Here is a 24593-nt window from a genome sequence, read left to right on the forward strand (position 1 = left end):
TGATTTTTGCGCCTTGTCGCTGCTGCGTGTGGTTGGTAAAGTAAGCGGATTTTGTTTTCCGCCCCAGCTTTCAGGATTATCCCTTAGTATGTTGAAAAAATTTCGTGGCATGTTTTCCAATGACCTGTCCATTGACCTGGGTACCGCGAATACCCTCATTTATGTAAAAGGACAAGGCATCGTATTGAATGAGCCTTCCGTTGTGGCCATTCGTCAGGATCGTGCCGGTTCGCCGAAAAGCGTGGCTGCAGTCGGTCATGATGCGAAGCAGATGCTGGGCCGTACGCCGGGCAATATCGCTGCGATCCGTCCGATGAAAGACGGCGTTATCGCTGACTTCTTTGTGACCGAAAAAATGCTCCAGCACTTTATTAAACAAGTGCACAGCAACAGCTTTATGCGCCCAAGCCCGCGCGTACTGGTATGCGTGCCGGTCGGCGCGACGCAGGTAGAACGCCGCGCGATTCGTGAATCCGCTCAGGGCGCAGGCGCCCGTGAAGTCTTTTTGATCGAAGAGCCGATGGCGGCCGCGATCGGCGCAGGTCTGCCAGTTTCTGAAGCAACCGGTTCAATGGTTGTGGATATCGGTGGTGGTACCACTGAAGTTGCCGTGATCTCCCTGAACGGCGTGGTTTACTCTTCTTCTGTCCGTATTGGTGGTGACCGCTTCGACGAAGCCATCATTAATTACGTTCGTCGTAACTACGGTTCTCTGATTGGTGAAGCCACCGCAGAACGTATTAAACACGAAATCGGTTCCGCTTATCCGGGCGACGAAGTCCGCGAGATCGAAGTGCGTGGCCGTAACCTGGCGGAAGGCGTTCCACGCGGCTTTACCCTGAACTCAAACGAGATTCTGGAAGCGTTGCAGGAACCGTTGACCGGTATCGTCAGCGCGGTAATGGTGGCGCTGGAACAGTGTCCGCCGGAGCTGGCGTCAGACATCTCCGAGCGCGGTATGGTGCTCACCGGCGGCGGCGCGCTGCTGCGTAACCTTGACCGTCTGTTAATGGAAGAGACGGGCATTCCTGTCGTGGTTGCTGAAGATCCGCTGACCTGTGTGGCGCGCGGCGGCGGCAAGGCGCTGGAAATGATCGATATGCACGGCGGCGACCTGTTCAGCGAAGAGTAGTTGGATACGGGCAGGATTATCCCTGGATTATCCTGCCTCTCCGACGCGAGAATACGCATAGCCTATGAAGCCAATTTTTAGCCGTGGCCCGTCGCTACAGATTCGCCTTATTCTGGCGGTGCTGGTGGCGCTCGGCGTTATCATTGCCGACAGCCGCCTGGGGACGTTCAGTCAAATCCGAACGTACATGGACACTGCCGTCAGTCCTTTCTATTTTATTTCAAACGGCCCTCGTGAACTGCTCGACAGCGTGTCGCAAACGCTGGCTTCTCGCGACCAGCTTGAGCTGGAAAACCGGGCGCTGCGCCAGGAATTACTGCTAAAAAACAGCGACCTGCTGATGCTGGGGCAGTACAAACAGGAGAACGCGCGGTTGCGCGAGCTGCTGGGGTCGCCGCTGCGTCAGGACGAGCAGAAAATGGTGACGCAGGTTATTTCAACGGTTAACGATCCTTACAGCGATCAGGTCGTTATCGATAAAGGCAGCGTTAATGGCGTATATGAAGGTCAACCGGTCATTAGCGACAAAGGCGTCGTAGGGCAGGTTGTCGCCGTGGCGAAACTGACCAGCCGCGTACTGCTGATTTGCGATGCGACTCATGCGCTGCCGATTCAGGTACTGCGCAATGACATCCGCGTGATTGCCGCCGGTAACGGCTGCACTGACGATCTTCAGCTTGAACATCTGCCCGCCAATACCGATATTCGCGTCGGCGATGTGCTGGTAACGTCCGGACTTGGTGGGCGTTTCCCGGAAGGGTATCCGGTGGCGGTGGTCTCTTCCGTCAAGCTGGACACTCAGCGCGCCTATACCGTCATTCAGGCACGTCCAACCGCGGGTTTGCAGCGTTTACGCTATCTGCTGCTGTTGTGGGGAGCCGATCGTAACGGCGCCAATCCGATGACGCCGGAAGAGGTTCACCGCGTCGCCAATGAGCGCCTGATGCAGATGATGCCGCAGGTGTTGCCTTCTCCGGATGCGATGGGGCCGCCGGCGCCAGTGCCGGACCCGGCGACGGGGATTACTCAGCCATCTGCGGGCCAGACTGCGCCGGTATCAACGCAACCATCGCCTTCGGGCGCGACCACGCCGCCTGCGCGTGCGCCGGGAGGGTAATGGTGGCGAGCTATCGTAGCCAGGGGCGCTGGGTTATCTGGCTCTCGTTTCTTATTGCGCTGTTGCTGCAAATCATGCCCTGGCCGGACGACATCATTGTTTTCCGGCCAAACTGGGTTTTGCTCATCTTACTGTACTGGATTCTGGCCCTGCCGCACCGCGTAAATGTGGGGACGGGATTTGTGATGGGTGCCATACTTGATCTCATCAGCGGTTCCACACTTGGCGTGCGCGCTCTGTCGATGAGTATTGTCGCCTATCTGGTCGCTCTGAAATTCCAGCTCTTCCGTAACCTGGCGCTCTGGCAGCAGGCGCTGGTGGTAATGTTGCTTTCACTGGCCGTGGACATTATTGTTTTCTGGGCCGAGTTTTTAGTGATCAACGTCTCTTTCAGACCGGAAGTGTTCTGGAGTAGTGTAGTCAATGGCGTGCTGTGGCCCTGGCTCTTTTTGCTGATGCGTAAAGTACGCCAGCAGTTTGCTGTGCAATAAAGGTCGATATGACAACTCTGTATCTTGCTTCCGGTTCCCCGCGTCGCCAGGAATTATTGACTCAACTTGGATTTTCATTCGAGCAGGTCGTGCCTGGTATTGAAGAGCAACGGCGTGCTCAGGAAAGCGCGCAGCAGTATGTTGTTCGGCTGGCGCGCGAAAAGGCGCAGGCTGGCGTGGCGCTGGTTCCCCGTGATCTGCCGGTATTGGGCGCGGATACGATAGTCGTGTTAAACGGCGAGGTGCTGGAAAAGCCGCGCGACGCCGCTCATGCCGCAGAAATGCTGCGTTTGCTTTCCGGAAATACGCATCAGGTGATGACTGCTGTTGCGCTTGCGGACTCGCAGCAGACGCTGGATTGTCTGGTGGTAACGGAGGTGACTTTCCGCACGCTTTCTGCGCAGGATATTACTGGCTATGTCGCCAGCGGCGAGCCTTTAGATAAAGCAGGTGCATACGGTATTCAGGGGCAGGGTGGCTGTTTTGTCAGGAAGATAAATGGCAGCTATCACGCCGTGGTCGGCTTACCGCTGGTTGAAACGTATGAGTTGTTGAGTCATTTTAACGCACTGCGTGATAAAAGGGATAAACATGACGGCTGAATTGTTGGTAAACGTAACGCCATCGGAAACGCGCGTGGCGTACATTGATGGCGGTATTCTTCAGGAAATCCATATTGAGCGCGAAGCGCGACGCGGAATCGTAGGCAATATCTACAAAGGTCGTGTAAGTCGTGTACTTCCAGGTATGCAGGCGGCTTTTGTAGATATTGGGCTGGATAAAGCCGCATTTCTTCACGCTTCCGATATTATGCCGCATACCGAATGCGTGGCGGGCGACGAGCAAAAACAGTTTACGGTGCGCGATATCTCCGAACTGGTGCGTCAGGGACAGGATCTGATGGTGCAGGTAGTGAAAGATCCGCTCGGCACGAAAGGCGCGCGTTTGACCACGGACATCACGTTGCCCTCCCGTTACCTTGTTTTTATGCCCGGCGCGTCACACGTTGGCGTTTCCCAGCGCATCGAAAGCGAAAGTGAACGCGAGCGCCTGAAAAAGGTGGTGGCGGAATACTGCGACGAACAGGGCGGGTTTATTATTCGTACCGCAGCGGAAGGCGTGTGTGAAGAGGATCTCGCGTCTGACGCCGCCTATCTCAAGCGCGTCTGGACGAAAGTCATGGAGCGCAAAAAGCGTCCGCAAACGCGCTACCAGATGTATGGCGAACTGGCGCTGGCGCAGCGCGTGCTGCGCGATTTCGCCGATGCGCAGTTGGACCGAATTCGCGTTGACTCACGTCTGACCTATGAGTCGCTGCTGGAGTTTACCGCAGAATACATCCCGGAAATGACCAGTAAGCTGGAGCATTACAGTGGCCATCAGCCGATCTTCGATCTTTATGACGTGGAAAATGAGATCCAGCGCGCACTGGAGCGTAAGGTTGAACTCAAGTCCGGCGGTTATCTGATTATCGACCAAACCGAAGCGATGACGACGGTAGATATCAATACCGGCGCGTTTGTTGGACACCGTAATCTCGACGACACCATTTTTAATACCAATATTGAAGCGACTCAGGCTATTGCCCGCCAGCTACGCCTGCGTAATCTGGGCGGCATTATCATTATCGATTTTATCGACATGAATAATGAAGATCATCGCCGCCGGGTGCTGCATTCGCTGGAACAGGCGTTAAGTAAGGATCGCGTGAAAACCAGTATTAACGGTTTTTCGCCGCTGGGACTGGTGGAAATGACCCGTAAACGGACTCGTGAAAGCGTGGAACATGTGCTTTGTAACGAGTGTCCAACCTGTCATGGCCGCGGGACGGTAAAAACGGTGGAAACCGTCTGCTATGAGATCATGCGTGAAATTGTACGTGTTCATCACGCTTATGACTCCGATCGCTTCCTGGTTTATGCTTCTCCTGCGGTGGCGGAAGCGCTGAAAGGCGAAGAATCACACGCGCTGGCGGAAGTCGAAATCTTTGTCGGCAAACAGGTTAAAGTTCAGGTCGAACCGCTTTATAACCAGGAGCAGTTTGACGTCGTAATGATGTAATTGAGTAGTAGCACCAGCGCATGTAGGCCGGATAAGGCGCAAGCGCCGCCATCCGGCAATATACCTTCAAGGGGTGTGAGTCGTATTTTTTGGCAGACAAGGAGAGACGCGTGAGGCGATTGCCGGGGATTTTATTGCTCACTGGAGCCGCGCTCATCGTCATTGCAGCGCTGCTGGTTAGCGGGCTGCGCCTGGCGTTGCCTCATCTTGACGCCTGGCGTCCGGCTATCCTGAATAAGATTGAGTCCGTGACCGGCGTGCCGGTGGCCGCCAGCCAACTCTCCGCAAGCTGGCAAAATTTTGGCCCTACGCTGGAAGCGCATAATATTCATGCCGCCCTGAAAGATGGCGGCGAACTGTCGATAAAACGCGTTACGCTGGCGCTGGACGTCTGGCAAAGCCTGTTGCATATGCGCTGGCAGTTTCGCGACCTGACCTTCTGGCAACTCAATTTCCGCACCAACACGCCTCTTCAAAGCAGCGACGGCGAAGGCATCGAAACCAGCCGTTTAAGCGATCTTTTCCTGCGGCAGTTCGATCATTTCGATCTGCGCGATAGCCAAATCAGTTTTCTGACGCTTTCCGGACAACGCGCGGAGCTGGCGATCCCACAGCTTACCTGGCTAAACGGCAAAGAGCGGCACCGCGCCGAAGGCGAGGTCAGCCTCTCCAGCCTGACCGGGCAGCACGGCGTGATGCAGGTGCGGATGGATTTACGCGATGACGACGGTTTGCTAAATAACGGCAGAGTCTGGTTACAGGCCGACGATATTGACGTCAAGCCGTGGCTGGGCAAATGGATGCAGGATAATGTGGCGCTCCAGACGGCGCGTTTCAGTCTGGAAGGCTGGATGACGCTCAGTAAAGGCGAAATCGCCGGAGGAGACGTCTGGCTGAAACAGGGTGGCGCAAGCTGGCTGGGCGATAACACGACGCACACGCTGTCTGTCGATAACCTGACGGCGCAGATTAGCCGCGAGCAGCCGGGCTGGCAGTTTTATATTCCGGACACACGGATTACGCTTGATGGTAAACCCTGGCCGAGCGGAGCCTTAACCGTGGCCTGGCTCCCGCAGCAGGACGTCGGCGGTGAGAATCACACACGTAGCGATGAGCTACGCATTCGCGCCAGTAATCTTGAACTGGCGGGGCTGGAAGCATTACGTCCGCTGGCGGCTAAACTGTCGCCTGTGCTGGGCGAAATATGGCAGGCTACGCAGCCGAGCGGAAAGATCGCCACACTGGCGCTGGATATTCCGCTACAGGCCACCGAAAAAACGCGTTTTCAGGCATCGTGGGAAAATCTTGCCTGGAAACAGTGGAAGCTGTTGCCCGGCGCGGAACATTTTTCCGGTACGCTGGCGGGAAGCGTAGAAGACGGGCAGATGAAGGTTGCGATGCAGCAGGCTAAGATGCCCTATGAAACCGTTTTTCGCGCGCCGCTGGAAATTGAAAACGGCGTCGCGACGCTTAGCTGGTTGAAGAATGAGAACGGCTTTCAGCTTGATGGCCGCGACATTGACGTCAAAGCAAAGGCGGTACATGCGCGCGGCGGGTTCCGCTATCTGCAACCGACGGGCGACGAACCGTGGCTGGGCATTCTGGCCGGAATCAGTACCGACGATGGATCTCAGGCGTGGCGCTATTTTCCGGAAAACCTGATGGGCAAAGCGCTGGTCGATTACCTTAGCGGCGCGATTCAGGGCGGCGAGGCGGATAACGCCACGTTGGTTTACGGTGGTAACCCGCACCTCTTTCCCTATAAGCATAACGAAGGTCAGTTTGAAGTGCTGGTGCCGCTGCGCAATGCGACGTTTGCCTTTCAACCCGACTGGCCGGCGCTAAAAAATCTCAACATTGAACTGGATTTCCTGAACGACGGTCTGTGGATGCGTTCGGATAGCGTCGATTTGGGCGGGGTGAAGGCCAGCAAACTCGCGGCGGCGATTCCGGATTATTCCAAAGAGAAACTGCTCATTGATGCCGATATTAACGGGCCGGGAAAAGCCGTTGGGCCTTATTTTGACGAGACGCCGCTAAAAGACTCGCTTGGCTCGACGCTGGCGGAGCTCCAGTTAGATGGCGATGTGAATGCTCGCTTACATCTTGATATTCCGCTGGATGGCGAACAGGTTACTGCTGAGGGCGATGTCTCGTTGCGTAACAACAGCCTGTTTATTAAGCCGCTAAACAGCACGCTCAAAAATCTGAACGGTAAATTCAGCTTTGTAAATGGCGCGCTAAAAAGCGGGCCGCTGACGGCAAACTGGTTTAATCAGCCGCTTAACCTGGATTTCAGTACGACGGAAGGGGCGAAAGCCTATCAGGTCGCCGTCAACCTGAACGGTAACTGGCAACCAACGCGTATGGGCGTCTTACCGCCGCAACTGAATGATGCCCTGAGCGGCAGCGTGACGTGGAATGGTAAAGTCGGCATCGATCTTCCGTATCACGCTGACACCACTTATCACATCGAGCTGAATGGCGATCTGAGAAATGTGAGCAGTCACTTACCTTCTCCGCTAAATAAACCCGCAGGCGAAGCCATTCCGGTGAACATTCAGGCTGACGGCAACCTGAAAAGTTTTGCGCTAACGGGGAGCGCAGGGAGTAAAAATCACTTTAACAGCCGCTGGTTATTAAATCAGAAGCTGACGTTGGATCGGGCTATCTGGACGACGGACAGCCGGACGATTCCGCCATTACCTGCTCAACAAGGCGTTGAGCTCAATCTGCCGGCGCTGGATGGCGCGCAATGGCTGGCGTTATTCCAGAAAGGCGCGGCGGATAACGTGAGCAGTTCGGCCGAGTTTCCTCAACGCGTCACGTTGCGTACTCCCGCGCTATCGCTGGGTGGCCAGCAGTGGAACAATTTGAGCGTCGTTTCAGCCCCCTCGCTGAACGGAACAAAAATTGAAGCGCAGGGCCGTGAGGTGAACGCCACGCTGCTCATGCGCAACCATGCGCCGTGGCTGGCGAACATTAAGTACCTGTATTACAACCCTGGCGTCGCAAAAACGCACGCCTCGTCACCAACGCCGACATCGCCGTTGGCTTCGGCGAACACGATTAGCTTCCGCGGCTGGCCGGACTTACAGCTTCGCTGCGAAGAGTGCTGGCTATGGGGGCAAAAATATGGGCGTATTGATGGCGATTTCGCCATCAAAGGCAATACGCTGACTCTGGCGAATGGCCTGATCGATACCGGATTCGCCCGTTTGAAAGCGAACGGCGAGTGGGTGAATGCGCCGGGTAATGAACGAACCTCGCTGAAAGGTAGTCTGCATGGTAGTAACCTCGACACGGCTGCCGGGTTCTTCGGTATCTCGACGCCAATCCAGAACGCGTCTTTTAACGTAGATTACGATCTGCACTGGCGAAACCCGCCCTGGCAACCTGATGAAGCCACGCTCAACGGGATTTTACGCACGCGTCTGGGTAAAGGCGAGTTTACTGATCTCAGTAGCGGTCATGCCGGACAGCTACTGCGGCTGCTCAGTTTTGATGCGTTGCTGCGTAAGCTGCGGTTTGACTTCAGAGATACCTTTAGCGAGGGCTTCTATTTCGACTCTATTCATAGTACCGCGTGGATTAAAGATGGCGTCCTGCATACTGACGATACGCTGGTGGATGGGCTGGAAGCGGATATTGCAATGAAAGGTTCTGTTGATCTGGTGCGTCGTCGTCTTGATATGGAGGCCGTTGTCGCGCCGGAAATTTCCGCCACCGTGGGCGTCGCCGCCGCGTTTGCCGTTAACCCGATTGTCGGCGCGGCGGTATTTGCCGCCAGTAAAGTGTTGGGGCCGCTATGGAGCAAGGTCTCCATTTTGCGATATCGCATTACCGGTCCGGTCGATGCGCCGCAGATCAACGAAGTTCTGCGCCAACCGATAAAAGAAAGCCAGCAATGATTTGACGGGGGCGAGGAATTGCCCCACTCTCAGTAAATAGTCATGCCGGACGGCGCTGCGTTTATCCGGTTTGTACAATCTAACAACGTAGTCCGGATAAGGCGTGAACCGCCATCCGGCAGAAATCAACGAGTAGCAAAAACGATGAGTCTGAACCTGGTAAGTGAACAATTGCTAGCGGCGAATGGCCTGAACCATCAGGATCTGTTCGCTATTTTGGGCCAACTGGCCGAACGCCGTCTTGATTATGGCGACCTCTATTTTCAGTCGAGCTATCACGAATCCTGGGTTTTAGAAGACCGCATCATTAAAGATGGTTCATATAATATCGACCAGGGCGTTGGCGTTCGCGCCATTAGCGGCGAAAAAACCGGTTTTGCTTATGCTGACCAGATAAGCCTCCTGGCGCTGGAGCAGAGTGCGCAGGCAGCGCGAACCATTGTACGAGAGAACGGCGAAGGCAAGGTAAAAACGCTCGCCGCCGTAGCGCATCAGCCGCTCTACACCACCCTTGATCCGCTGCAAAGTATGAGCCGCGAAGAGAAGCTGGATATCCTCAGACGCGTTGATAAAGTGGCGCGAGAAGCCGATAAACGCGTGCAGGAAGTTAACGCCAGCCTGACCGGCGTATATGAATTAATCCTCGTGGCGGCGACCGACGGGACTCTGGCGGCGGATGTCCGTCCACTGGTGCGGTTGTCCGTTAGCGTGCAGGTGGAAGAAGACGGTAAACGCGAGCGCGGCGCCAGCGGCGGCGGCGGTCGCTTTGGTTATGAGTATTTTCTTGCCGATCTCGACGGCGAGGTGCGCGCCGACGCGTGGGCGAAAGAAGCGGTACGCATGGCGCTGGTTAATCTCTCCGCGGTCGCTGCGCCAGCGGGGACATTACCGGTGGTTCTGGGCGCCGGGTGGCCGGGCGTATTGCTGCACGAAGCGGTCGGGCACGGGCTGGAAGGTGATTTTAACCGTCGTGGGACGTCTGTATTTAGCGGTCAGATCGGCGAGCAGGTTGCCTCCGCGCTTTGCACCGTAGTGGATGACGGCACAATGATGAACCGTCGCGGCTCCGTTGCTATCGATGATGAAGGTACGCCAGGCCAGTACAACGTATTGATTGAAAATGGCGTACTGAAAGGATACATGCAGGACAAGCTGAACGCGCGCCTGATGGGCGCTGCGCCGACCGGTAACGGGCGGCGCGAATCTTATGCGCATCTGCCGATGCCGCGTATGACGAATACCTATATGTTGGCGGGGCAGTCAACGCCGCAGGAAATTATCGAATCCGTTGAGTACGGCATCTATGCGCCTAACTTTGGCGGCGGTCAGGTGGATATCACCTCCGGCAAGTTTGTGTTCTCTACCTCGGAAGCGTATCTGATTGAAAACGGCAAAGTCACGACGCCGGTGAAGGGCGCGACGTTGATTGGATCAGGCATTGAAACGATGCAACAGATCTCCATGGTCGGCAACGACCTTAAGCTGGATAACGGGGTGGGGGTCTGCGGTAAAGAGGGCCAAAGCCTGCCGGTAGGCGTAGGCCAGCCGACGCTGAAAGTCGATAACCTGACGGTTGGCGGCACCGCATAACTGTCCGCCTTATCAGGCCTGTGGTGTGTGCCCCCAGGCCTGATAAGCGCAGCGCCATCAGGCAATGTCAGCCTCGGGTGGCATCTGACCTACAATCGTCTTCAGCAATTACCCGGTGTTTTTATTTTTCTTTCCCTCTCCCGTGCATCCCCTGAAACAGGTGTGCGACATCGACAAAATAGTCAGTTAACGCGTTAATCACTACCTGCACTTTAAGCGGCAGCTTATCTTTTTCGGTGTACAGCGCGTACACCGGACGGGGATCGGACTGATAGCGAGGCAGCAGGATCTCCAGATCGCCACGATTGATCTCATCGATCACCCACATCAGCGGCACATAGGCGATTCCAGTTCCGGCGGTCAGCCAGCGTACCAGCGTCATCGGATCGTTAGTGACGAACCGCCCCTGTGGAATCAGTCGGGTAGAAATTCCTTCCGGCGCGATAAGTTCAAACTCATTATCCGGGCGCACGCTATATTCCAGCCAGGAATGGCTACTGAGATCGGCGGGTTTTTCCGGGACGCCGTACTGAGCGAGATAGGGCTTGGCGGCGCACACAACCATCGGCATCGCGCCGAGTCGACGGGAAAACAGGCTGGAGTCTTGCAGCGCGCCCACGCGGATCACCACGTCCAGCCCGTCGGCAATTAAATCCGGGGCCGGAATTCCTGTCACCAGATTGACCGCCAGACCGGGATACTCTTTTAATAATTTTGCGGTAAGCCCGGCCAGCACATTTTGCGCCATGGTTGAAGAACAGCCGATACGCAATGTACCGATAGGCGTGTTATTAAAAGCGTAAAGCTGCTCGTGAACATCCTGCACTTCATGCAGCATACGACGACAGCCCTGATAATAGATTTTTCCAGCTTCGGTGAGCCCAATGCTGCGTGTGCTGCGGTTGAGCAATTTAACCTGAAGCTCATCTTCCAGTTTCGCCACAGTCTGGCTGATGGACGATACGCTCATTTGCAGCTGTCTGGCTGCGGCGGTAAAAGAGCCAAACTCGACAACTTTGGCGAATACCGACATTCGTTTTAATCGTTCCATTATTCACTCTGGCTTAAAAGTGATTTAGATCACATAATATAGATAACAGCATAACAATTACGTTAATATACTATTATTCGAATAAGAGCTATGTCGCTCTCGCCTGGCGTCTCTTGCCCTTCTCTGCGGCGATGTAGCTTAACAATCTATCGCCTGCTCTCTCTCAGAAATCAAGGTCAACATGAGTCTGTTTCCCGTTATCGTGGTGTTTGGTCTTTCCTTCCCACCGATATTTTTCGAATTGCTTTTGTCACTGGCTATTTTTTGGCTGGTGCGTCGGATGCTTGTGCCGACGGGTATCTATGATTTTGTCTGGCATCCGGCTCTGTTCAATACCGCGCTGTATTGTTGTCTGTTTTATTTAATATCGCGCCTGTTCGTTTGAGGTTGAAGTGAAAACACTAACAAGAAAACTCTCCCGTACGGCCATTACCCTCGTACTGGTTATTCTGGCCTTTATCGCCATTTTCCGCGCCTGGGTGTATTACACCGAATCTCCCTGGACGCGCGACGCGCGTTTTAGCGCCGATGTCGTCGCTATTGCCCCGGATGTCGCGGGCCTGATTACCCATGTAAACGTGCATGATAACCAACTGGTGAAAAAGGATCAGGTCCTGTTTACCATCGATCAGCCACGCTATCAAAAAGCGCTGGCGGAAGCGGAAGCTGATGTAGCCTATTATCAGGTCCTGGCGCAGGAAAAACGCCAGGAAGCCGGTCGCCGTAATCGCCTCGGCGTACAGGCGATGTCCCGGGAAGAGATCGATCAGGCGAACAATGTCTTGCAGACTGTACTGCATCAACTGGCTAAAGCCCAGGCGACGCGCGACCTGGCTAAACTCGATCTGGAGCGCACCGTCATTCGCGCGCCTGCCGACGGCTGGGTGACTAACCTCAATGTTTATGCCGGTGAATTTATTACCCGCGGTTCCACAGCCGTCGCCCTGGTGAAAAAGAACTCTTTTTACGTGCAGGCCTATATGGAAGAGACCAAGCTGGAAGGCGTGCGTCCGGGATATCGTGCCGAAATCACGCCGCTTGGCAGCAACCGGGTATTAAAAGGTACCGTCGATAGCGTGGCGGCAGGGGTAACGAATGCCAGCAGTACCAGCGATGCGAAAGGGATGGCGACGATAGACTCTAACCTCGAATGGGTGCGTCTGGCCCAGCGTGTCCCGGTGCGTATCCGGCTCGACGAGCAGCAGGAGAATTTGTGGCCTGCCGGTACGACGGCAACCGTCGTGATCACCGGTAAGCAGGATCGTGACGCAAGCCAGGACTCCTTCTTCCGTAAACTGGCGCACCGGCTGCGCGAATTCGGTTAATCGTCATGGGCATTTTCTCCATTGCCAACCAGCACATTCGTTTTGCGGTAAAGCTGGCGTGCGCCATTGTGCTGGCATTATTTATCGGCTTCCATTTTCAACTGGAGACGCCGCGTTGGGCGGTGCTGACCGCCGCGATCGTGGCGGCAGGCCCGGCATTTGCCGCCGGCGGGGAACCCTATTCCGGCGCTATCCGTTATCGCGGAATGTTGCGTATTATCGGGACGTTTATTGGCTGTATCGCCGCGCTTATCATTATTATCTCTATGATCCGCGCGCCGCTATTGATGATTCTGGTGTGCTGTGTCTGGGCCGGTTTTTGTACCTGGATCTCCTCTTTAGTACGGATCGAAAACTCTTATGCGTGGGGACTGTCAGGTTATACTGCGCTGATCATTGTGATTACCATTCAGACGGAGCCGCTGCTCACGCCGCAATTTGCGCTTGAGCGCTGTAGCGAAATCGTCATCGGCATTGGCTGCGCTATTTTAGCGGATCTGCTTTTCTCGCCGCGATCGATAAAGCAGGAGGTTGATCGCGAACTGGACAGTTTACTGGTAGCGCAATATCAGCTAATGCAACTTTGTATTAAGCATGGCGACAGCGAAGAAGTCGACAACGCCTGGGGCGATCTGGTGCGACGCACGGCGGCGCTGGAGGGGATGCGAAGTAATCTGAATATGGAATCTTCGCGCTGGGTACGCGCTAACCGCCGCCTGAAAGCGTTGAATACGCTTTCGCTCACGCTGATTACGCAATCCTGTGAAACTTATCTTATTCAAAACACGCGGCCGGAACTGATTACCGATACATTCCGGGAACTGTTCGAGACGCCGGTTGAAACGGTACAGGACGTCCACAGGCAGTTAAAACGGATGCGGCGTGTTATTGTCTGGACCGGCGAGCGCGAAACGCCCGTCACGCTTTATAGTTGGGTAGGCGCTGCGACGCGCTATCTGCTGCTTAAACGCGGTGTGATCAGCAACACCAAAATCAGCGCGACGGAAGAAGAGATCCTGCAAGGCGAGCCCGTAGTTAAAGTGGAATCCGCTGAACGTCACCATGCGATGGTGAACTTCTGGCGCACCACGCTTTCCTGCATTCTGGGGACATTATTCTGGCTATGGACCGGCTGGACATCGGGTAATGGCGCGATGGTGATGATTGCCGTGGTGACCTCGCTGGCGATGCGTTTACCCAATCCGCGCATGGTCTGCATTGATTTTATTTATGGCACTCTGGCGGCGTTGCCGCTGGGATTGCTCTATTTCCTGGTGATTATTCCCAATACGCAGCAAAGTATGCTGTTGTTATGTTTGAGCCTGGCGGTATTGGGGTTCTTTATCGGCATTGAGGTCCAGAAACGGCGTCTGGGGTCGATGGGGGCGCTGGCCAGTACGATTAACATTATTGTGTTGGATAATCCGATGACGTTCCATTTCAGCCAGTTCCTCGACAGCGCGTTGGGGCAAATTGTCGGCTGTATGCTGGCGTTTATCGTCATCCTGCTGGTGCGTGATAAATCCAAAGATCGAACCGGTCGCGTGCTGCTTAATCAGTTTGTTTCCGCTGCGGTCTCGGCAATGACGACTAACGTGGTACGTCGTAAAGAAAACCGTCTGCCTGCGTTATATCAGCAACTCTTTTTGCTGATGAATAAATTCCCTGGCGATTTGCCGAAGTTTCGCCTGGCGCTAACGATGATCATTGCTCATCAACGTCTACGCGACGCGCCGATACCGGTTAATGAAGATCTGTCAGTGTTCCACCGCCAGCTTCGTCGTACCGCAGACCATGTTATTTCCGCCGGAAGCGATGATAAACGGCGACGCTACTTTGGTCAGTTGCTGGATGAGCTGGATATCTATCAGGAGAAATTACGTATCTGGGAGGCGCCGCCGCAGGTGACGGAACCGGTTAAACGCCTGACGGGCATGTTACATAAATACCAGAACGCGCTTACTGATAGCTAACCCACAAGAACCGATGCCAAAAGCGTCGGTTTTTTTATGACTATACTTATTTGAGATACAAAAACAGCGCAAGAGTGCTCCGGGGCTAAAAGCGTTTCTGGAAGTGAAACCTCTGCATAATGATGCTTAGTAGTAAAACAGACAATTGTCTGTCGGGGATGGTGGCTGGCTATGAATGTCTATACTTTTGATTTTAATGATATTAAAAACCAAAGCGATTTTTATCGCGAGTTTACGCAGACGTTTGGTCTTGCCAGTGAGAAAGTAAGCGATCTTGATACATTATGGGATGCGGTAATGAGCGATATCTTACCTCTACCGCTAGAGATTGAGTTCGTTCACCTGCCTGATAAACTGCGCAGGCGCTACGGGGCGCTGATTTTACTCTTTGATGAAGCGGAAGAAGAGCTGGAGGGGCGGCTACGGTTTAATGTCCGGCATTGAAAAAGCATAAAAAAGCCCCCGACAGGCGGGGGCAAGTCGTCGGGTTAGACGACGAGGGTTTACTTATACAACTCGGCGGTGGCGTGCCAGTTATCACCTTCTTTTAATTCGATGATGCGATAGCTATTAGCGCCTGCTTTTTCGGCTTTAGCGACGATCTCCTGGCGCATATCCATTGGCGTACTGCCAATCTGCGAGACGGAAATGGTGCCCATCGGTTGCAGATTCTGCGCCTGTTCCGCGTTGACCTGATGTACTGCGGCATTTGCGCCGAAAGAGAGCAGAGTGGCCAGGCCGAGTGATGCGATAATGTATTTCGTTTTCATGGTCTTTTATTCCTTTATAGGGTCAACCTCGCGGATTAATGGGCTTTTCTTATGCGATATCTCCGCGAAGCAATGACACGTTATATGCGATGGCAGGTGAATTTTATTTGTACAGTTCGGCAGTGGCGTGCCAGTTGCTGCCGCTACGCGCTTCGGTAATGTGGTAGGCCGTAGCGCCTTGTTCATCCGCTTTTTTGCTCAGCATGGCATTCATATCCATAGGCGATGAGCCGATAGCGCTGACTGAAACCGATCCGATTGCTTCACGATTTTGCGCTTGCTCTGCGCTGATAGGTTCTGCGGCGAAAGCGCCAAAAGAGAGAACGGACAGAATACTTAATGTTGCAACAGTGGTTTTGATTTTCATGATTTTTACCTCGTCGAATTCCTTTACTGGGGTCTTTGTTTCGTGACCCTCATCACAAAATTAAGTATACACTAATCACGCGATTAATTAATACCACGCTAATTGTTTCTGCTTTTTAAAGACATTAAAAATTTTATTTTTTATAACGTTATGGAATTAAAATTGCTGTTTTTCGCCGCTGCCTTTTAAAAAATAAAAGAAAATCAATTGGTTAAAAAATTTGACATTTTGTGCTTTTTTTTGATTTGTCATTCATGCGGTGAATGTTTAAGGGCATGATTTGCCAAATGATAGCCGTACAGGAAAGCGGCGAGGGGAGAGGACAAAAAGGTGCCTCCGCCGTACGACGACGGAGGAAGTGGGACTAGAGCTCTTGTTCAAAAAGTTCCAGAATGGCTTCGTACAGATCTCTTACGGAAAATCCGCTGGCAGGCGTAGTGAAGATAGTATCGTCGCCGGCAATCGTGCCGAGAATACCTTCTGCTTTCCCCAGTGAATCCAGCAGGCGCGCGATGAGTTGTGCCGCGCCGGGGCTGGTATGAATCACCACGACAGCGTCGTTATAGTCGATATCCAGCACCAGATTTTTCAACGGACTGGATGTTGTTGGGACGCCCAGTTCAGCCGGAAGACAGTACACCATTTCCATTTTTGCGTTACGTGTACGCACTGCGCCGAACTTAGTCAACATGCGCGAGACCTTGGACTGATTGATATTTTCAAAGCCCTGATCCTGCAACGCGAGGACGATTTCGCCCTGTGAGCTGAATTTTTCTTCTTTGAGGAGCGCTTTAAACGCTCTTACTAGTTCTTCTTGTTTAGCCGAGCTTCGCATAAGTCACCCGTAATATGGCGGTAGAAACAACATTATTGTGCATACAGATGAATTTTTATGCAAACAGTCTGCCTTGTTTAAGGCTGAAATAATGTTATGAAAGAGCGGAATTTTATCAAATTTCGTTATCAAGAAACATGCCTGTGTCACGCCTCGCAAATAAGATTAAAAGTAAATTAATTGTTATCAAAATGATGTTGTTTTGAGAGGATAGTAGGGTATATTGTCACCACCTGTAGGAACGTTGCTCTCTGGTTGCAGCCGATCCGGATTACGCAAATTAAATGCATAAAAGCCAAAATTGCGCGACTCCGCATTCTTGATGAGTGAGGATTGTAATCATTGAATTTGTGAATTAAGGTCGCCGCCGCGGAGCAATAGACACTTAGCTAATCATATAATAAGGAGTTTAGGATGAAAGTCGCAGTCCTCGGCGCTGCTGGTGGTATCGGTCAGGCGCTGGCATTACTTTTAAAAAACCAACTGCCTTCAGGTTCAGAACTCTCCCTGTACGACATCGCTCCAGTGACTCCCGGTGTGGCCGTTGATTTGAGCCACATCCCCACCGCTGTAAAAATCAAAGGTTTCTCCGGTGAAGACGCAACCCCGGCGCTTGAAGGCGCTGACGTAGTACTGATTTCTGCGGGTGTGGCGCGTAAGCCGGGTATGGACCGTTCCGACCTGTTTAACGTTAACGCCGGCATCGTGAAAAACCTGGTGCAGCAGATCGCTAAAACCTGCCCGAAAGCGTGCGTGGGTATTATCACCAACCCGGTGAACACCACCGTTGCGATTGCGGCGGAAGTGCTGAAAAAAGCAGGCGTATACGACAAAAACAAACTGTTTGGCGTCACCACGCTGGATATCATCCGCTCTAATACCTTTGTTGCAGAGCTGAAAGGTAAGCTGCCAACGGAAGTTGAAGTCCCGGTGATTGGCGGGCACTCCGGCGTGACGATTCTGCCGCTGCTGTCGCAGATTCCAGGCGTAAGTTTTACCGAACAAGAAGCGGCCGAGCTGACTAAACGTATTCAGAACGCCGGTACTGAAGTCGTCGAGGCGAAAGCCGGCGGCGGATCGGCAACCCTCTCTATGGGTCAGGCTGCCGCACGTTTCGGTCTTTCTCTGGTTCGCGCTCTGCAGGGCGAAAAAGGCGTGGTGGAATGCGCCTATGTGGAAGGCGACGGTCAGTATGCCCGTTTCTTCTCTCAGCCGCTGCTGCTGGGTAAAAACGGTGTAGAAGAGCGTAAATCCATCGGCACACTGAGCGCTTTCGAGCAACATTCGCTGGACGCTATGCTGGATACGCTGAAAAAAGATATTCAGTTGGGTGAAGATTTTATTAATAAATAAGCTGTTCCTGCCCGATGCCGGGGCTTTTGCTCCGGCTTCTTTGACTGTAAACAAGCCACGAAATCAAGCACTAAATCTGCTAAACTCCTCACGTCTTATCGGTTATTAACGAGAACGTCGTGAAAAAGATCCAAAGAACGCAAACCCGCGATCACATTACGCAAATGCTTCGCTATGAAATTCTTTCCGGCAATATAAAAGCGGGAGAAGAACTCGCGCAGGAAAGTATTGCGGAGCAGCTCGGTCTTTCACGAATGCCGGTTCGAGAAGCGCTACAGTCACTCGAACAGGAAGGTTTTTTAATCCGACTGCCCAACAGGCACATGCAGGTCGCGCATCTTGAGGCCGATCGCGTGAGTCATATTTTTCGCGTAATTGCCGCGATGGCCGCCGAAATGTTTTCGCTGATACCCAGCGAAGTAGGCGATGCCCTCCTGATACGTGCGCAAGCGCTGGCTGTCGCAGAAGACAAATCCTGCGAACTGGAGTGTCATGCGATGCTGATTTCTTATGTGAATAACCGCTATCTGGAAAAGGTGTATCAGCAGTTCCTGGACGGTTATGTCTCTTATGTTATTTTGCATCTGAAAAAAGATAATCAGGAGTCGGCGCAGCTTTTCGCTGAACTGGCTGACGTCATACGCCAGGGGCGGCGTGATGAGATTGGGCAAGTTATGCAGCGTTATTTCCTCTCTTTAGCAGAAATAATGCGTCAACATATGAAGGATTGGGAAAGTGCAGAAGCCTAAGTTAGGGAAGATTAAGCTTCTTTCAGCGAAAGAACAGGTCGCGGCAGTGCTGCGTAAAGCGATTCTTTCGAGGGAGTTAGTGGAAGGGCAGGAGATTACGTTAGAAGGCATTGCCGGAATGGTCGGCGTGTCCAGTATGCCAGTGCGCGAGGCGTTTCAGATTCTGGCGGCGGATGGGCTGATAAAAGTGCGCCCTAATAAAGGGGCGGTGGTGTTGGGCATCAATGAACAAACGATCCGCGAACACTATGAAATTCGCGCGCTGTTAGAAAGTGAGGCGGTGGCTAAAGCTTCTCGTCCTGGCACCGATATCTCGCGGATAGCCCAGGTGCATTATGCCGCTGAAAAGGCTCTCGCGGAAAATAACTCGGCGGAATACTCCGACCTGAATCAGGCATTTCATATGGAAATATGGAATGTTGCTGGCAACGAAAAAATGAAAATGTTGCTCTGTAATATGTGGAACGGCCTGTCGATGGGCCATAAGGTCACCGAAGAAGAGTATGCCGTGATTTCCATTCAGGAACATAAAAGTATTCTGCAAGCTCTTGAACTTCATGATGAAACATTGGCACGCCAGCGCATGCGCGAACACATTATTCGCTCAATGGAGAATATGCTGACCCGCTATGTTGGTGACCCTTCTGCCTGATCTTTTCGCCTGCGTGAGCATCGCAGGCGCTTCAACCAATTCTTCAATTCTATTAATCACGTCCAGTAACGATCTAACCACGATCTTGATGTAGATCCCACTCCTGCATCTTTCCTGAGAAACGATTTGACTTAGTTTTTGTATGGGAATAATTTCTCCCTGTCAACATTGGATACAATATCATATATCATTGATTGGATAATTATAAATATGGAACCCATTACCCTTACCTTATGTTTATTGGTGTTCGCTATCGTCATGTTTGTATGGGAAAAAGTGCCACTGGCAGTCACTTCCATGATTGTCTGCGTGGCCTTAGTGATCACTGGAGTTCTGAATATCAAACAGGCCTTTGCTGGCTTTATCGACACTAACGTCATCCTCTTTGTCGCGATGTTCATCGTAGGCGGCGCGTTGTTCGAGACCGGTATGGCAAACAAAGTGGGCGGCGTCATCACGCGCTTCGCGAAAACAGAAAAACAGCTGATCTTCACCATTATGGTGGTGGTGGGTTTGATGTCTGGCGTCCTCTCTAACACCGGTACCGCTGCGGTTTTGATTCCGGTGGTGATCGGCGTGGCGGCAAAATCGGGCTTCTCGCGTTCTCGTCTACTGATGCCGCTGGTTTTCGCCGCTGCGTTGGGCGGTAACCTGTCGTTAATTGGCGCGCCGGGAAATCTTATCGCGCAGTCTGCGCTACAGAATATTGGCGGCGGCTTTGGCTTTTTTGAATACGCAAAAATCGGTCTCCCGATGCTCATCTGCGGCATTCTCTACTTCCTGACTATTGGCTATCGCTTTCTGCCGAATAATGCGACCGGCGGTGAGGTGGGGAGCGTCGGGGAGCAACGTGACTACAGCCATGTTCCACAGTGGAAACAACGGCTCTCACTGGTGGTGTTGATCGCAACGATCCTCGGCATGATCTTTGAGAAGAAGATCGGTGTCAGCCTGGCCGTGACCGGTTGTATTGGCGCTCTTGTGCTGGTAGTAAGCGGCGTACTCACGGAAAAACAGGCCTATAAAGCCATTGATTCACAGACTATTTTTATCTTTGGCGGCACCCTGGCGCTGGCAAAAGCGCTGGAAATGACCGGGGCAGGCAAGCTGGTTGCGGACTATGTAATCGGCATGCTGGGGCAAAACTCCTCACCGTTCATGTTGCTGATCGCCGTTTTCGCCTTATCCGTTGTGATGACCAACTTTATGTCCAATACCGCAACGACAGCGCTATTGGTGCCGGTGAGTTTGTCCATTGCCGCAGGCATGGGGGCCGACCCGCGTGCGGTTCTGATGGCGACGGTCATTGGCGGTTCCTGCGCCTACGCAACCCCTATCGGTATGCCTGCCAACATGATGGTGCTCTCCGCGGGTGGCTATAAATTTGTCGACTACGCTAAGGCCGGTATCCCCCTGATTATCGTTTCAACCATTGTCAGCTTGATCCTGCTGCCAATCCTTTTCCCTTTTCATCCGTAATTAACGGAAGCTGTTCTGACTAAGGAGCATTTATGAGCAAAAGTGAACAGATATCCCATATGACCGACGTTATGGCCAAGTTTGTGGGATATACCGGCAAAGTTTTGCCTGATGATGTCACTGCAAAACTGGAAGATTTGCATAAGAAAGAGACCAGTAAACTGGCCGACGTCATCTTTACTACCATGATTGAGAACCAGCGTCTGGCGAAAGAGCTGGATCGACCTTCCTGCCAGGACACCGGTGTCATTCAGTTTCTGGTGGAGTGCGGGACGAACTTTCCGCTGATTGGCGAGCTGGAAGCGTTGTTGCGTGAAGCGGTGATCAAAGCAACTGTAGATTCTCCGCTGCGCCACAACAGCGTAGAAACTTTTGATGAATACAACACCGGTAAAAACGTGGGTAAAGGCACGCCGACGGTCTTCTGGGAGATCGTTCCCAATTCCGATCAGTGCAGCATTTATACCTATATGGCGGGCGGCGGTTGTTCTCTGCCGGGGAAAGCGATGGTGCTGATGCCGGGTGCAGGCTATGAAGGTGTGACCCGCTTTGTACTGGATGTGATGACCAGCTACGGCCTCAACGCGTGTCCGCCGCTGCTGGTTGGCGTGGGCGTAGCGACCTCTGTTGAAACGGCGGCACTGCTATCGAAAAAAGCGCTGATGCGTCCGATCGGTTCGCATAACGAGAATGAGCGTGCAGCCTCGCTGGAAAAAATGCTGGAAGACGGCATTAACAAAATTGGCCTGGGGCCGCAGGGGATGTCCGGTAATACCTCCGTTATGGGCGTGAACATTGAAAACACCGCGCGTCATCCTTCTACCATCGGCGTGGCGGTAAACGTCGGCTGCTGGTCGCACCGTAAAGGGCATATCGTTTTCGATAAAGATTTGAATTACACCATTACGTCTCACAGCGGAGTGAATTTCTGATGACTAAAAAAATCCTGACTACGCCAATTAAAGATGAAGATTTAGCGGATATTAAGGCTGGCGATATTATTTATCTCAACGGTCATATTGTTACCTGCCGTGACGTAGCCCATCGCCGTTTAATTGAAGGTGGTCGCGAACTTCCGGTAGATGTTCGCGGCGGCGCTATTTTACACGCTGGCCCCATTGTCCGCCCAATTAAAGGCGAAGACGATAAGTTTGAAATGGTCTCCGTTGGCCCAACCACCAGCATGCGTATGGAGAAATTCGAAAAAGAGTTTATTGCGCAAACCGGCGTGAAATTAATTGTGGGTAAAGGCGGTATGGGTAAAGGTACCGAAGAGGGCTGTGCTGAACACAAAGCGCTGCACTGCGTATTCCCTGCCGGTTGTGCGGTTGTAGCCGCCGTGTGCGTGGAAGAAATTGAAGATGCCCAATGGCGCGATCTGGGGATGCCGGAAACTCTGTGGGTCTGTCGGGTTAAAGAGTTTGGCCCGCTGATTGTTTCTATTGATACCCATGGGAATAATCTGTTTGAACAGAACAAAATTATTTTTAATCAGCGTAAAGAGATCGTCGCTGATGAAATATGCCAGAACGTAAGTTTCATCAAATAAACCTGATTACGTAAATTGCACGATAATGGTGGTAATACGTTATGACGATAATAATAACCAAGGGCTCTGGCCGGGGGCGGCTCAGGGAAATCCACCCTTATTATTTCATCGTCATAAATAGCCCCATTATCGTGCCTCCTGCCTGAAGGCTATTTTATGACTAATGCAGCTCTGCTATTAGGTGAAGGCTTCACCCTGATGTTCCTCGGCATGGGATTCGTGCTGGCGTTTCTGTTCCTGCTGATTTTCGCCATTCGCGGCATGTCTGCCGTGATTACTCGCTTCTTCCCGGAACCCGTCGCCGCGCCCGCACCGCGCGCCGTTCCCGTCGTGGACGACTTCACCCGCTTAAAGCCGGTGATTGCCGCCGCCATTCACCATCACCGCCTTAACGCTTAATTCCCGGAGGGATCCATGACTATTGCCATTACCGACGTCGTCCTGCGTGACGCCCACCAGTCCCTGTTCGCCACCCGCCTGCGCCTTGACGATATGCTGCCGATTGCCGCTCAGCTCGACGACGTGGGCTACGGCTCGCTGGAGTGCTGGGGCGGCGCCACCTTTGACGCCTGTATCCGCTTTCTCGGCGAAGACCCGTGGCTGCGCCTGCGCGAACTCAAAAAAGCCATGCCGAAAACCCCGCTGCAGATGCTGCTGCGCGGCCAGAACCTGCTCGGCTACCGCCACTACGCCGATGATGTGGTGGAGCGCTTCGTTGAACGCGCGGTGAAAAACGGCATGGATGTGTTCCGCGTCTTCGACGCCATGAACGACCCGCGCAATATGAAGGCGGCATTACAGGCGGTGCGCAGCCACGGCGCGCACGCTCAGGGCACGCTGAGCTATACCACCAGTCCGGCACACACGCTGCAGACCTGGCTGGACTTAACCGAACAGTTGTTAGAGACCGGCGTTGACTCGATTGCCATCAAGGATATGTCCGGCATTCTCACGCCGATGGCGGCGTATGAGCTGGTCAGCGAAATCAAAAAACGTTTTGAGGTGCGCCTGCACCTGCACTGTCACGCCACCACCGGGATGGCGGAGATGGCGCTGCTGAAGGCCATCGAGGCGGGCGTCGACGGCGTCGACACGGCGATTTCCTCCATGAGCGCTACCTACGGCCACCCGGCCACCGAGGCGCTGGTGGCGACGTTGGCAGGTACTGAGCATGACACCGGGCTGGATATCCTGAAGCTGGAGAGCATCGCGGCCTACTTCCGCGAGGTGCGCAAAAAGTACCACGCCTTTGAAGGCCAGCTGAAAGGCTACGACAGCCGCATCCTTGTGGCGCAGGTGCCGGGCGGAATGCTCACTAACCTCGAAAGCCAGCTGAAGCAGCAGAACGCGGCGGACAAACTCGACCAGGTGCTGGCGGAAATCCCCCGCGTGCGCGAGGACCTCGGCTTTATCCCGCTGGTGACCCCCACCTCGCAGATTGTCGGCACCCAGGCGGTGCTCAACGTCCTGACCGGCGAGCGCTACAAGACCATCGCGAAGGAAACCGCCGGGATACTGAAGGGCGAATACGGCCACACTCCGGTGCCGGTCAACGCGGCGTTACAGGCCCGCGTGCTGGAAGGGGGCGCTCCGGTGACCTGCCGCCCGGCGGACCTGCTGAAGCCGGAGCTGGCTGAACTGGAAGCGGACGTCAGGCGCCAGGCGCAGGAGAAGGGCATTCAGCTTGCGGGAAACGCCATCGACGACGTGCTCACCGTGGCGCTGTTCCCGCAGATTGGTCTCAAATTCCTTGAGAACCGCAATAATCCGGCGGCGTTTGAGCCACTGCCGCAGGCGGAAGCCGCGCAGCCTGCCGCTGCACCGGCAAAAGCAGCAGCTTCCGGTATCTACACCGTGGAAGTGGAAGGCAAAGCCTTTGTGGTGAAGGTCAGCGACGGCGGCGATATCAGCCAGCTTACTGCTGCCACCCCGTCTTCCGCACCGGTTCAGGCAGCCGCCCCGGCAGGCGCAGGCACCCCGGTCACCGCGCCGCTGGCGGGCAACATCTGGAAGGTGATTGCCACCGAAGGCCAGAGCGTGGCCGAAGGCGACGTGCTGCTGATTCTGGAAGCCATGAAGATGGAAACCGAAATCCGCGCCGCGCAGGCCGGCACCGTCCGCGGTATCGCGGTGAAGTCCGGGGACGCCGTCTCCGTGGGCGACACCCTGATGACGCTGGCGTAACGGA

General features: G+C 53.6%; 23 protein-coding genes and 1 pseudogene. 19 read left to right on the forward strand and 5 right to left on the reverse strand.

The genetic code is table 11. The features are described from left to right. Positions 1-88 precede the first annotated feature (88 nt). From mreB to tldD, 7 genes are all read left to right on the forward strand, one after another. On the forward strand, positions 89-1132 hold the full coding sequence (gene mreB / locus NBA72_RS14795; protein WP_000913396.1) for a rod shape-determining protein MreB: 1044 nt from the start codon (positions 89-91) through the stop codon (positions 1130-1132). 64 nt (positions 1133-1196) lie between these two features. Further along, positions 1197-2249 carry a rod shape-determining protein MreC gene (mreC, locus tag NBA72_RS14800; RefSeq protein WP_000802538.1) on the forward strand — a complete coding sequence of 351 codons (1053 nt, stop codon included), beginning with the start codon at positions 1197-1199 and terminating at the stop codon, positions 2247-2249. A 2-nt stretch (positions 2250-2251) separates the two neighbouring features. Then, positions 2252-2740, forward strand: coding sequence for a rod shape-determining protein MreD (gene mreD / locus NBA72_RS14805; RefSeq protein WP_000179403.1), 489 nt, complete (start codon positions 2252-2254; stop codon positions 2738-2740). An 8-nt stretch (positions 2741-2748) separates the two neighbouring features. Beyond that, positions 2749-3342 carry a Maf family protein gene (locus tag NBA72_RS14810; RefSeq protein WP_000210305.1) on the forward strand — a complete coding sequence of 198 codons (594 nt, stop codon included), beginning with the start codon at positions 2749-2751 and terminating at the stop codon, positions 3340-3342. Continuing rightward, positions 3332-4801, forward strand: a complete 1470-nt coding sequence (rng, locus tag NBA72_RS14815; protein WP_000123188.1) for a ribonuclease G — start codon at positions 3332-3334, stop codon at positions 4799-4801. The genes NBA72_RS14810 and rng overlap by 11 nt, the downstream gene beginning before the upstream one ends. 110 nt (positions 4802-4911) lie before the next feature. Continuing rightward, on the forward strand, positions 4912-8712 hold the full coding sequence (yhdP, locus tag NBA72_RS14820) for an AsmA2 domain-containing protein YhdP (protein WP_001253499.1): 3801 nt from the start codon (positions 4912-4914) through the stop codon (positions 8710-8712). Between the two features lie 144 nt (positions 8713-8856). Continuing rightward, entirely contained in the window at positions 8857-10302 is a 1446-nt protein-coding gene (gene tldD / locus NBA72_RS14825) for a metalloprotease TldD (RefSeq protein WP_000055940.1), read from the forward strand. 5 nt (positions 10303-10307) lie between these two features. Here tldD and NBA72_RS14830 read toward each other — a convergent pair. Then, positions 10308-10388, reverse strand: a pseudogene (locus NBA72_RS14830) (hypothetical protein); the annotation flags it as partial. 35 nt (positions 10389-10423) lie between these two features. Then, positions 10424-11353, reverse strand: coding sequence for an HTH-type transcriptional activator AaeR (gene aaeR / locus NBA72_RS14835; protein WP_000440300.1), 930 nt, complete (start codon positions 11351-11353; stop codon positions 10424-10426). Positions 11354-11534: 181 nt separating this feature from the next. Between aaeR and aaeX the strand changes: the two genes are divergently transcribed. From aaeX to NBA72_RS14855, 4 genes are all read left to right on the forward strand, one after another. Further along, positions 11535-11738 (forward strand): p-hydroxybenzoic acid efflux pump operon protein AaeX, encoded by a 204-nt coding sequence (gene aaeX, locus NBA72_RS14840; RefSeq protein ID WP_000051840.1) that lies wholly within the window; start codon positions 11535-11537, stop codon positions 11736-11738. A 7-nt stretch (positions 11739-11745) separates the two neighbouring features. After that, the gene (aaeA, locus tag NBA72_RS14845; protein ID WP_042948650.1) at positions 11746-12678 is read left to right on the forward strand and encodes a p-hydroxybenzoic acid efflux pump subunit AaeA; all 933 of its coding nucleotides are present in this window, start codon (positions 11746-11748) and stop codon (positions 12676-12678) included. Between the two features lie 5 nt (positions 12679-12683). Continuing rightward, positions 12684-14651: a p-hydroxybenzoic acid efflux pump subunit AaeB gene (aaeB, locus tag NBA72_RS14850; protein WP_000510913.1), complete on the forward strand. Its 1968-nt coding sequence runs from the start codon at positions 12684-12686 to the stop codon at positions 14649-14651. Positions 14652-14822: 171 nt separating this feature from the next. Further along, complete coding sequence (locus tag NBA72_RS14855; protein ID WP_001103887.1) at positions 14823-15095, forward strand: barstar family protein; 273 nt, start codon at positions 14823-14825, stop codon at positions 15093-15095. 59 nt (positions 15096-15154) lie between these two features. Here NBA72_RS14855 and yhcN-B read toward each other — a convergent pair whose 3' ends face one another. From yhcN-B to argR, 3 genes are all read right to left on the reverse strand, one after another. Beyond that, a complete protein-coding gene (gene yhcN-B / locus NBA72_RS14860) occupies positions 15155-15421 on the reverse strand; it encodes a DUF1471 family stress response protein YhcN-B (protein ID WP_000853277.1) in 267 nt (88 codons plus the stop codon). A gap of 103 nt (positions 15422-15524) precedes the next feature. Next, on the reverse strand, positions 15525-15788 hold the full coding sequence (gene yhcN / locus NBA72_RS14865; RefSeq protein WP_000695693.1) for a peroxide/acid stress response protein YhcN: 264 nt from the start codon (positions 15786-15788) through the stop codon (positions 15525-15527). 364 nt (positions 15789-16152) lie between these two features. Beyond that, a complete protein-coding gene (gene argR / locus NBA72_RS14870) occupies positions 16153-16623 on the reverse strand; it encodes a transcriptional regulator ArgR (RefSeq protein ID WP_001257852.1) in 471 nt (156 codons plus the stop codon). Between the two features lie 414 nt (positions 16624-17037). Here argR and mdh point away from each other — a divergent pair, with 414 nt between their 5' ends. From mdh to oadA, 8 genes are all read left to right on the forward strand, one after another. After that, positions 17038-17976 (forward strand): malate dehydrogenase, encoded by a 939-nt coding sequence (gene mdh / locus NBA72_RS14875; protein ID WP_000861586.1) that lies wholly within the window; start codon positions 17038-17040, stop codon positions 17974-17976. 119 nt (positions 17977-18095) lie between these two features. After that, on the forward strand, positions 18096-18725 hold the full coding sequence (locus NBA72_RS14880; RefSeq protein ID WP_000723776.1) for a GntR family transcriptional regulator: 630 nt from the start codon (positions 18096-18098) through the stop codon (positions 18723-18725). Then, positions 18712-19377, forward strand: a complete 666-nt coding sequence (locus NBA72_RS14885; protein ID WP_001171581.1) for a GntR family transcriptional regulator — start codon at positions 18712-18714, stop codon at positions 19375-19377. The genes NBA72_RS14880 and NBA72_RS14885 overlap by 14 nt, the downstream gene beginning before the upstream one ends. A 210-nt stretch (positions 19378-19587) precedes the next feature. Beyond that, complete coding sequence (locus tag NBA72_RS14890) at positions 19588-20856, forward strand: SLC13 family permease (RefSeq protein WP_000433390.1); 1269 nt, start codon at positions 19588-19590, stop codon at positions 20854-20856. Between the two features lie 32 nt (positions 20857-20888). After that, positions 20889-21788 carry a L(+)-tartrate dehydratase subunit alpha gene (ttdA, locus tag NBA72_RS14895; protein WP_000045349.1) on the forward strand — a complete coding sequence of 300 codons (900 nt, stop codon included), beginning with the start codon at positions 20889-20891 and terminating at the stop codon, positions 21786-21788. Further along, on the forward strand, positions 21788-22405 hold the full coding sequence (gene ttdB / locus NBA72_RS14900; RefSeq protein WP_000162405.1) for a L(+)-tartrate dehydratase subunit beta: 618 nt from the start codon (positions 21788-21790) through the stop codon (positions 22403-22405). Before ttdA ends, ttdB begins: the two co-directional genes overlap by 1 nt. Positions 22406-22561: 156 nt before the next feature. Further along, complete coding sequence (locus NBA72_RS14905; protein WP_000180123.1) at positions 22562-22804, forward strand: oxaloacetate decarboxylase subunit gamma; 243 nt, start codon at positions 22562-22564, stop codon at positions 22802-22804. Positions 22805-22819: 15 nt separating this feature from the next. Continuing rightward, positions 22820-24589, forward strand: coding sequence for a sodium-extruding oxaloacetate decarboxylase subunit alpha (gene oadA / locus NBA72_RS14910; protein ID WP_042948654.1), 1770 nt, complete (start codon positions 22820-22822; stop codon positions 24587-24589). Positions 24590-24593: the final 4 nt, after the last annotated feature.

This window comes from Salmonella sp. NW1250 (assembly GCF_051812965.1).
In the GTDB taxonomy this organism is placed as follows: Bacteria; Pseudomonadota; Gammaproteobacteria; order Enterobacterales; family Enterobacteriaceae; genus Salmonella; species Salmonella enterica.

Coding starts and splice junctions, on each gene's coding strand:
- aaeB (WP_000510913.1), top strand. CDS start 12,684: ATGGGCATTTTCTCCATTGCCAACCAGCACATTCGTTTTGCGGTAAAG.
- ttdA (WP_000045349.1), top strand. CDS start 20,889: ATGAGCAAAAGTGAACAGATATCCCATATGACCGACGTTATGGCCAAG.
- rng (WP_000123188.1), top strand. CDS start 3,332: ATGACGGCTGAATTGTTGGTAAACGTAACGCCATCGGAAACGCGCGTG.
- NBA72_RS14810 (WP_000210305.1), top strand. CDS start 2,749: ATGACAACTCTGTATCTTGCTTCCGGTTCCCCGCGTCGCCAGGAATTA.
- mdh (WP_000861586.1), top strand. CDS start 17,038: ATGAAAGTCGCAGTCCTCGGCGCTGCTGGTGGTATCGGTCAGGCGCTG.
- oadA (WP_042948654.1), top strand. CDS start 22,820: ATGACTATTGCCATTACCGACGTCGTCCTGCGTGACGCCCACCAGTCC.
- mreC (WP_000802538.1), top strand. CDS start 1,197: ATGAAGCCAATTTTTAGCCGTGGCCCGTCGCTACAGATTCGCCTTATT.
- NBA72_RS14855 (WP_001103887.1), top strand. CDS start 14,823: ATGAATGTCTATACTTTTGATTTTAATGATATTAAAAACCAAAGCGAT.
- NBA72_RS14905 (WP_000180123.1), top strand. CDS start 22,562: ATGACTAATGCAGCTCTGCTATTAGGTGAAGGCTTCACCCTGATGTTC.
- ttdB (WP_000162405.1), top strand. CDS start 21,788: ATGACTAAAAAAATCCTGACTACGCCAATTAAAGATGAAGATTTAGCG.
- yhcN (WP_000695693.1), bottom strand. CDS start 15,788: ATGAAAATCAAAACCACTGTTGCAACATTAAGTATTCTGTCCGTTCTC.
- aaeX (WP_000051840.1), top strand. CDS start 11,535: ATGAGTCTGTTTCCCGTTATCGTGGTGTTTGGTCTTTCCTTCCCACCG.
- argR (WP_001257852.1), bottom strand. CDS start 16,623: ATGCGAAGCTCGGCTAAACAAGAAGAACTAGTAAGAGCGTTTAAAGCG.
- yhcN-B (WP_000853277.1), bottom strand. CDS start 15,421: ATGAAAACGAAATACATTATCGCATCACTCGGCCTGGCCACTCTGCTC.
- aaeR (WP_000440300.1), bottom strand. CDS start 11,353: ATGGAACGATTAAAACGAATGTCGGTATTCGCCAAAGTTGTCGAGTTT.
- NBA72_RS14890 (WP_000433390.1), top strand. CDS start 19,588: ATGGAACCCATTACCCTTACCTTATGTTTATTGGTGTTCGCTATCGTC.
- mreB (WP_000913396.1), top strand. CDS start 89: ATGTTGAAAAAATTTCGTGGCATGTTTTCCAATGACCTGTCCATTGAC.
- tldD (WP_000055940.1), top strand. CDS start 8,857: ATGAGTCTGAACCTGGTAAGTGAACAATTGCTAGCGGCGAATGGCCTG.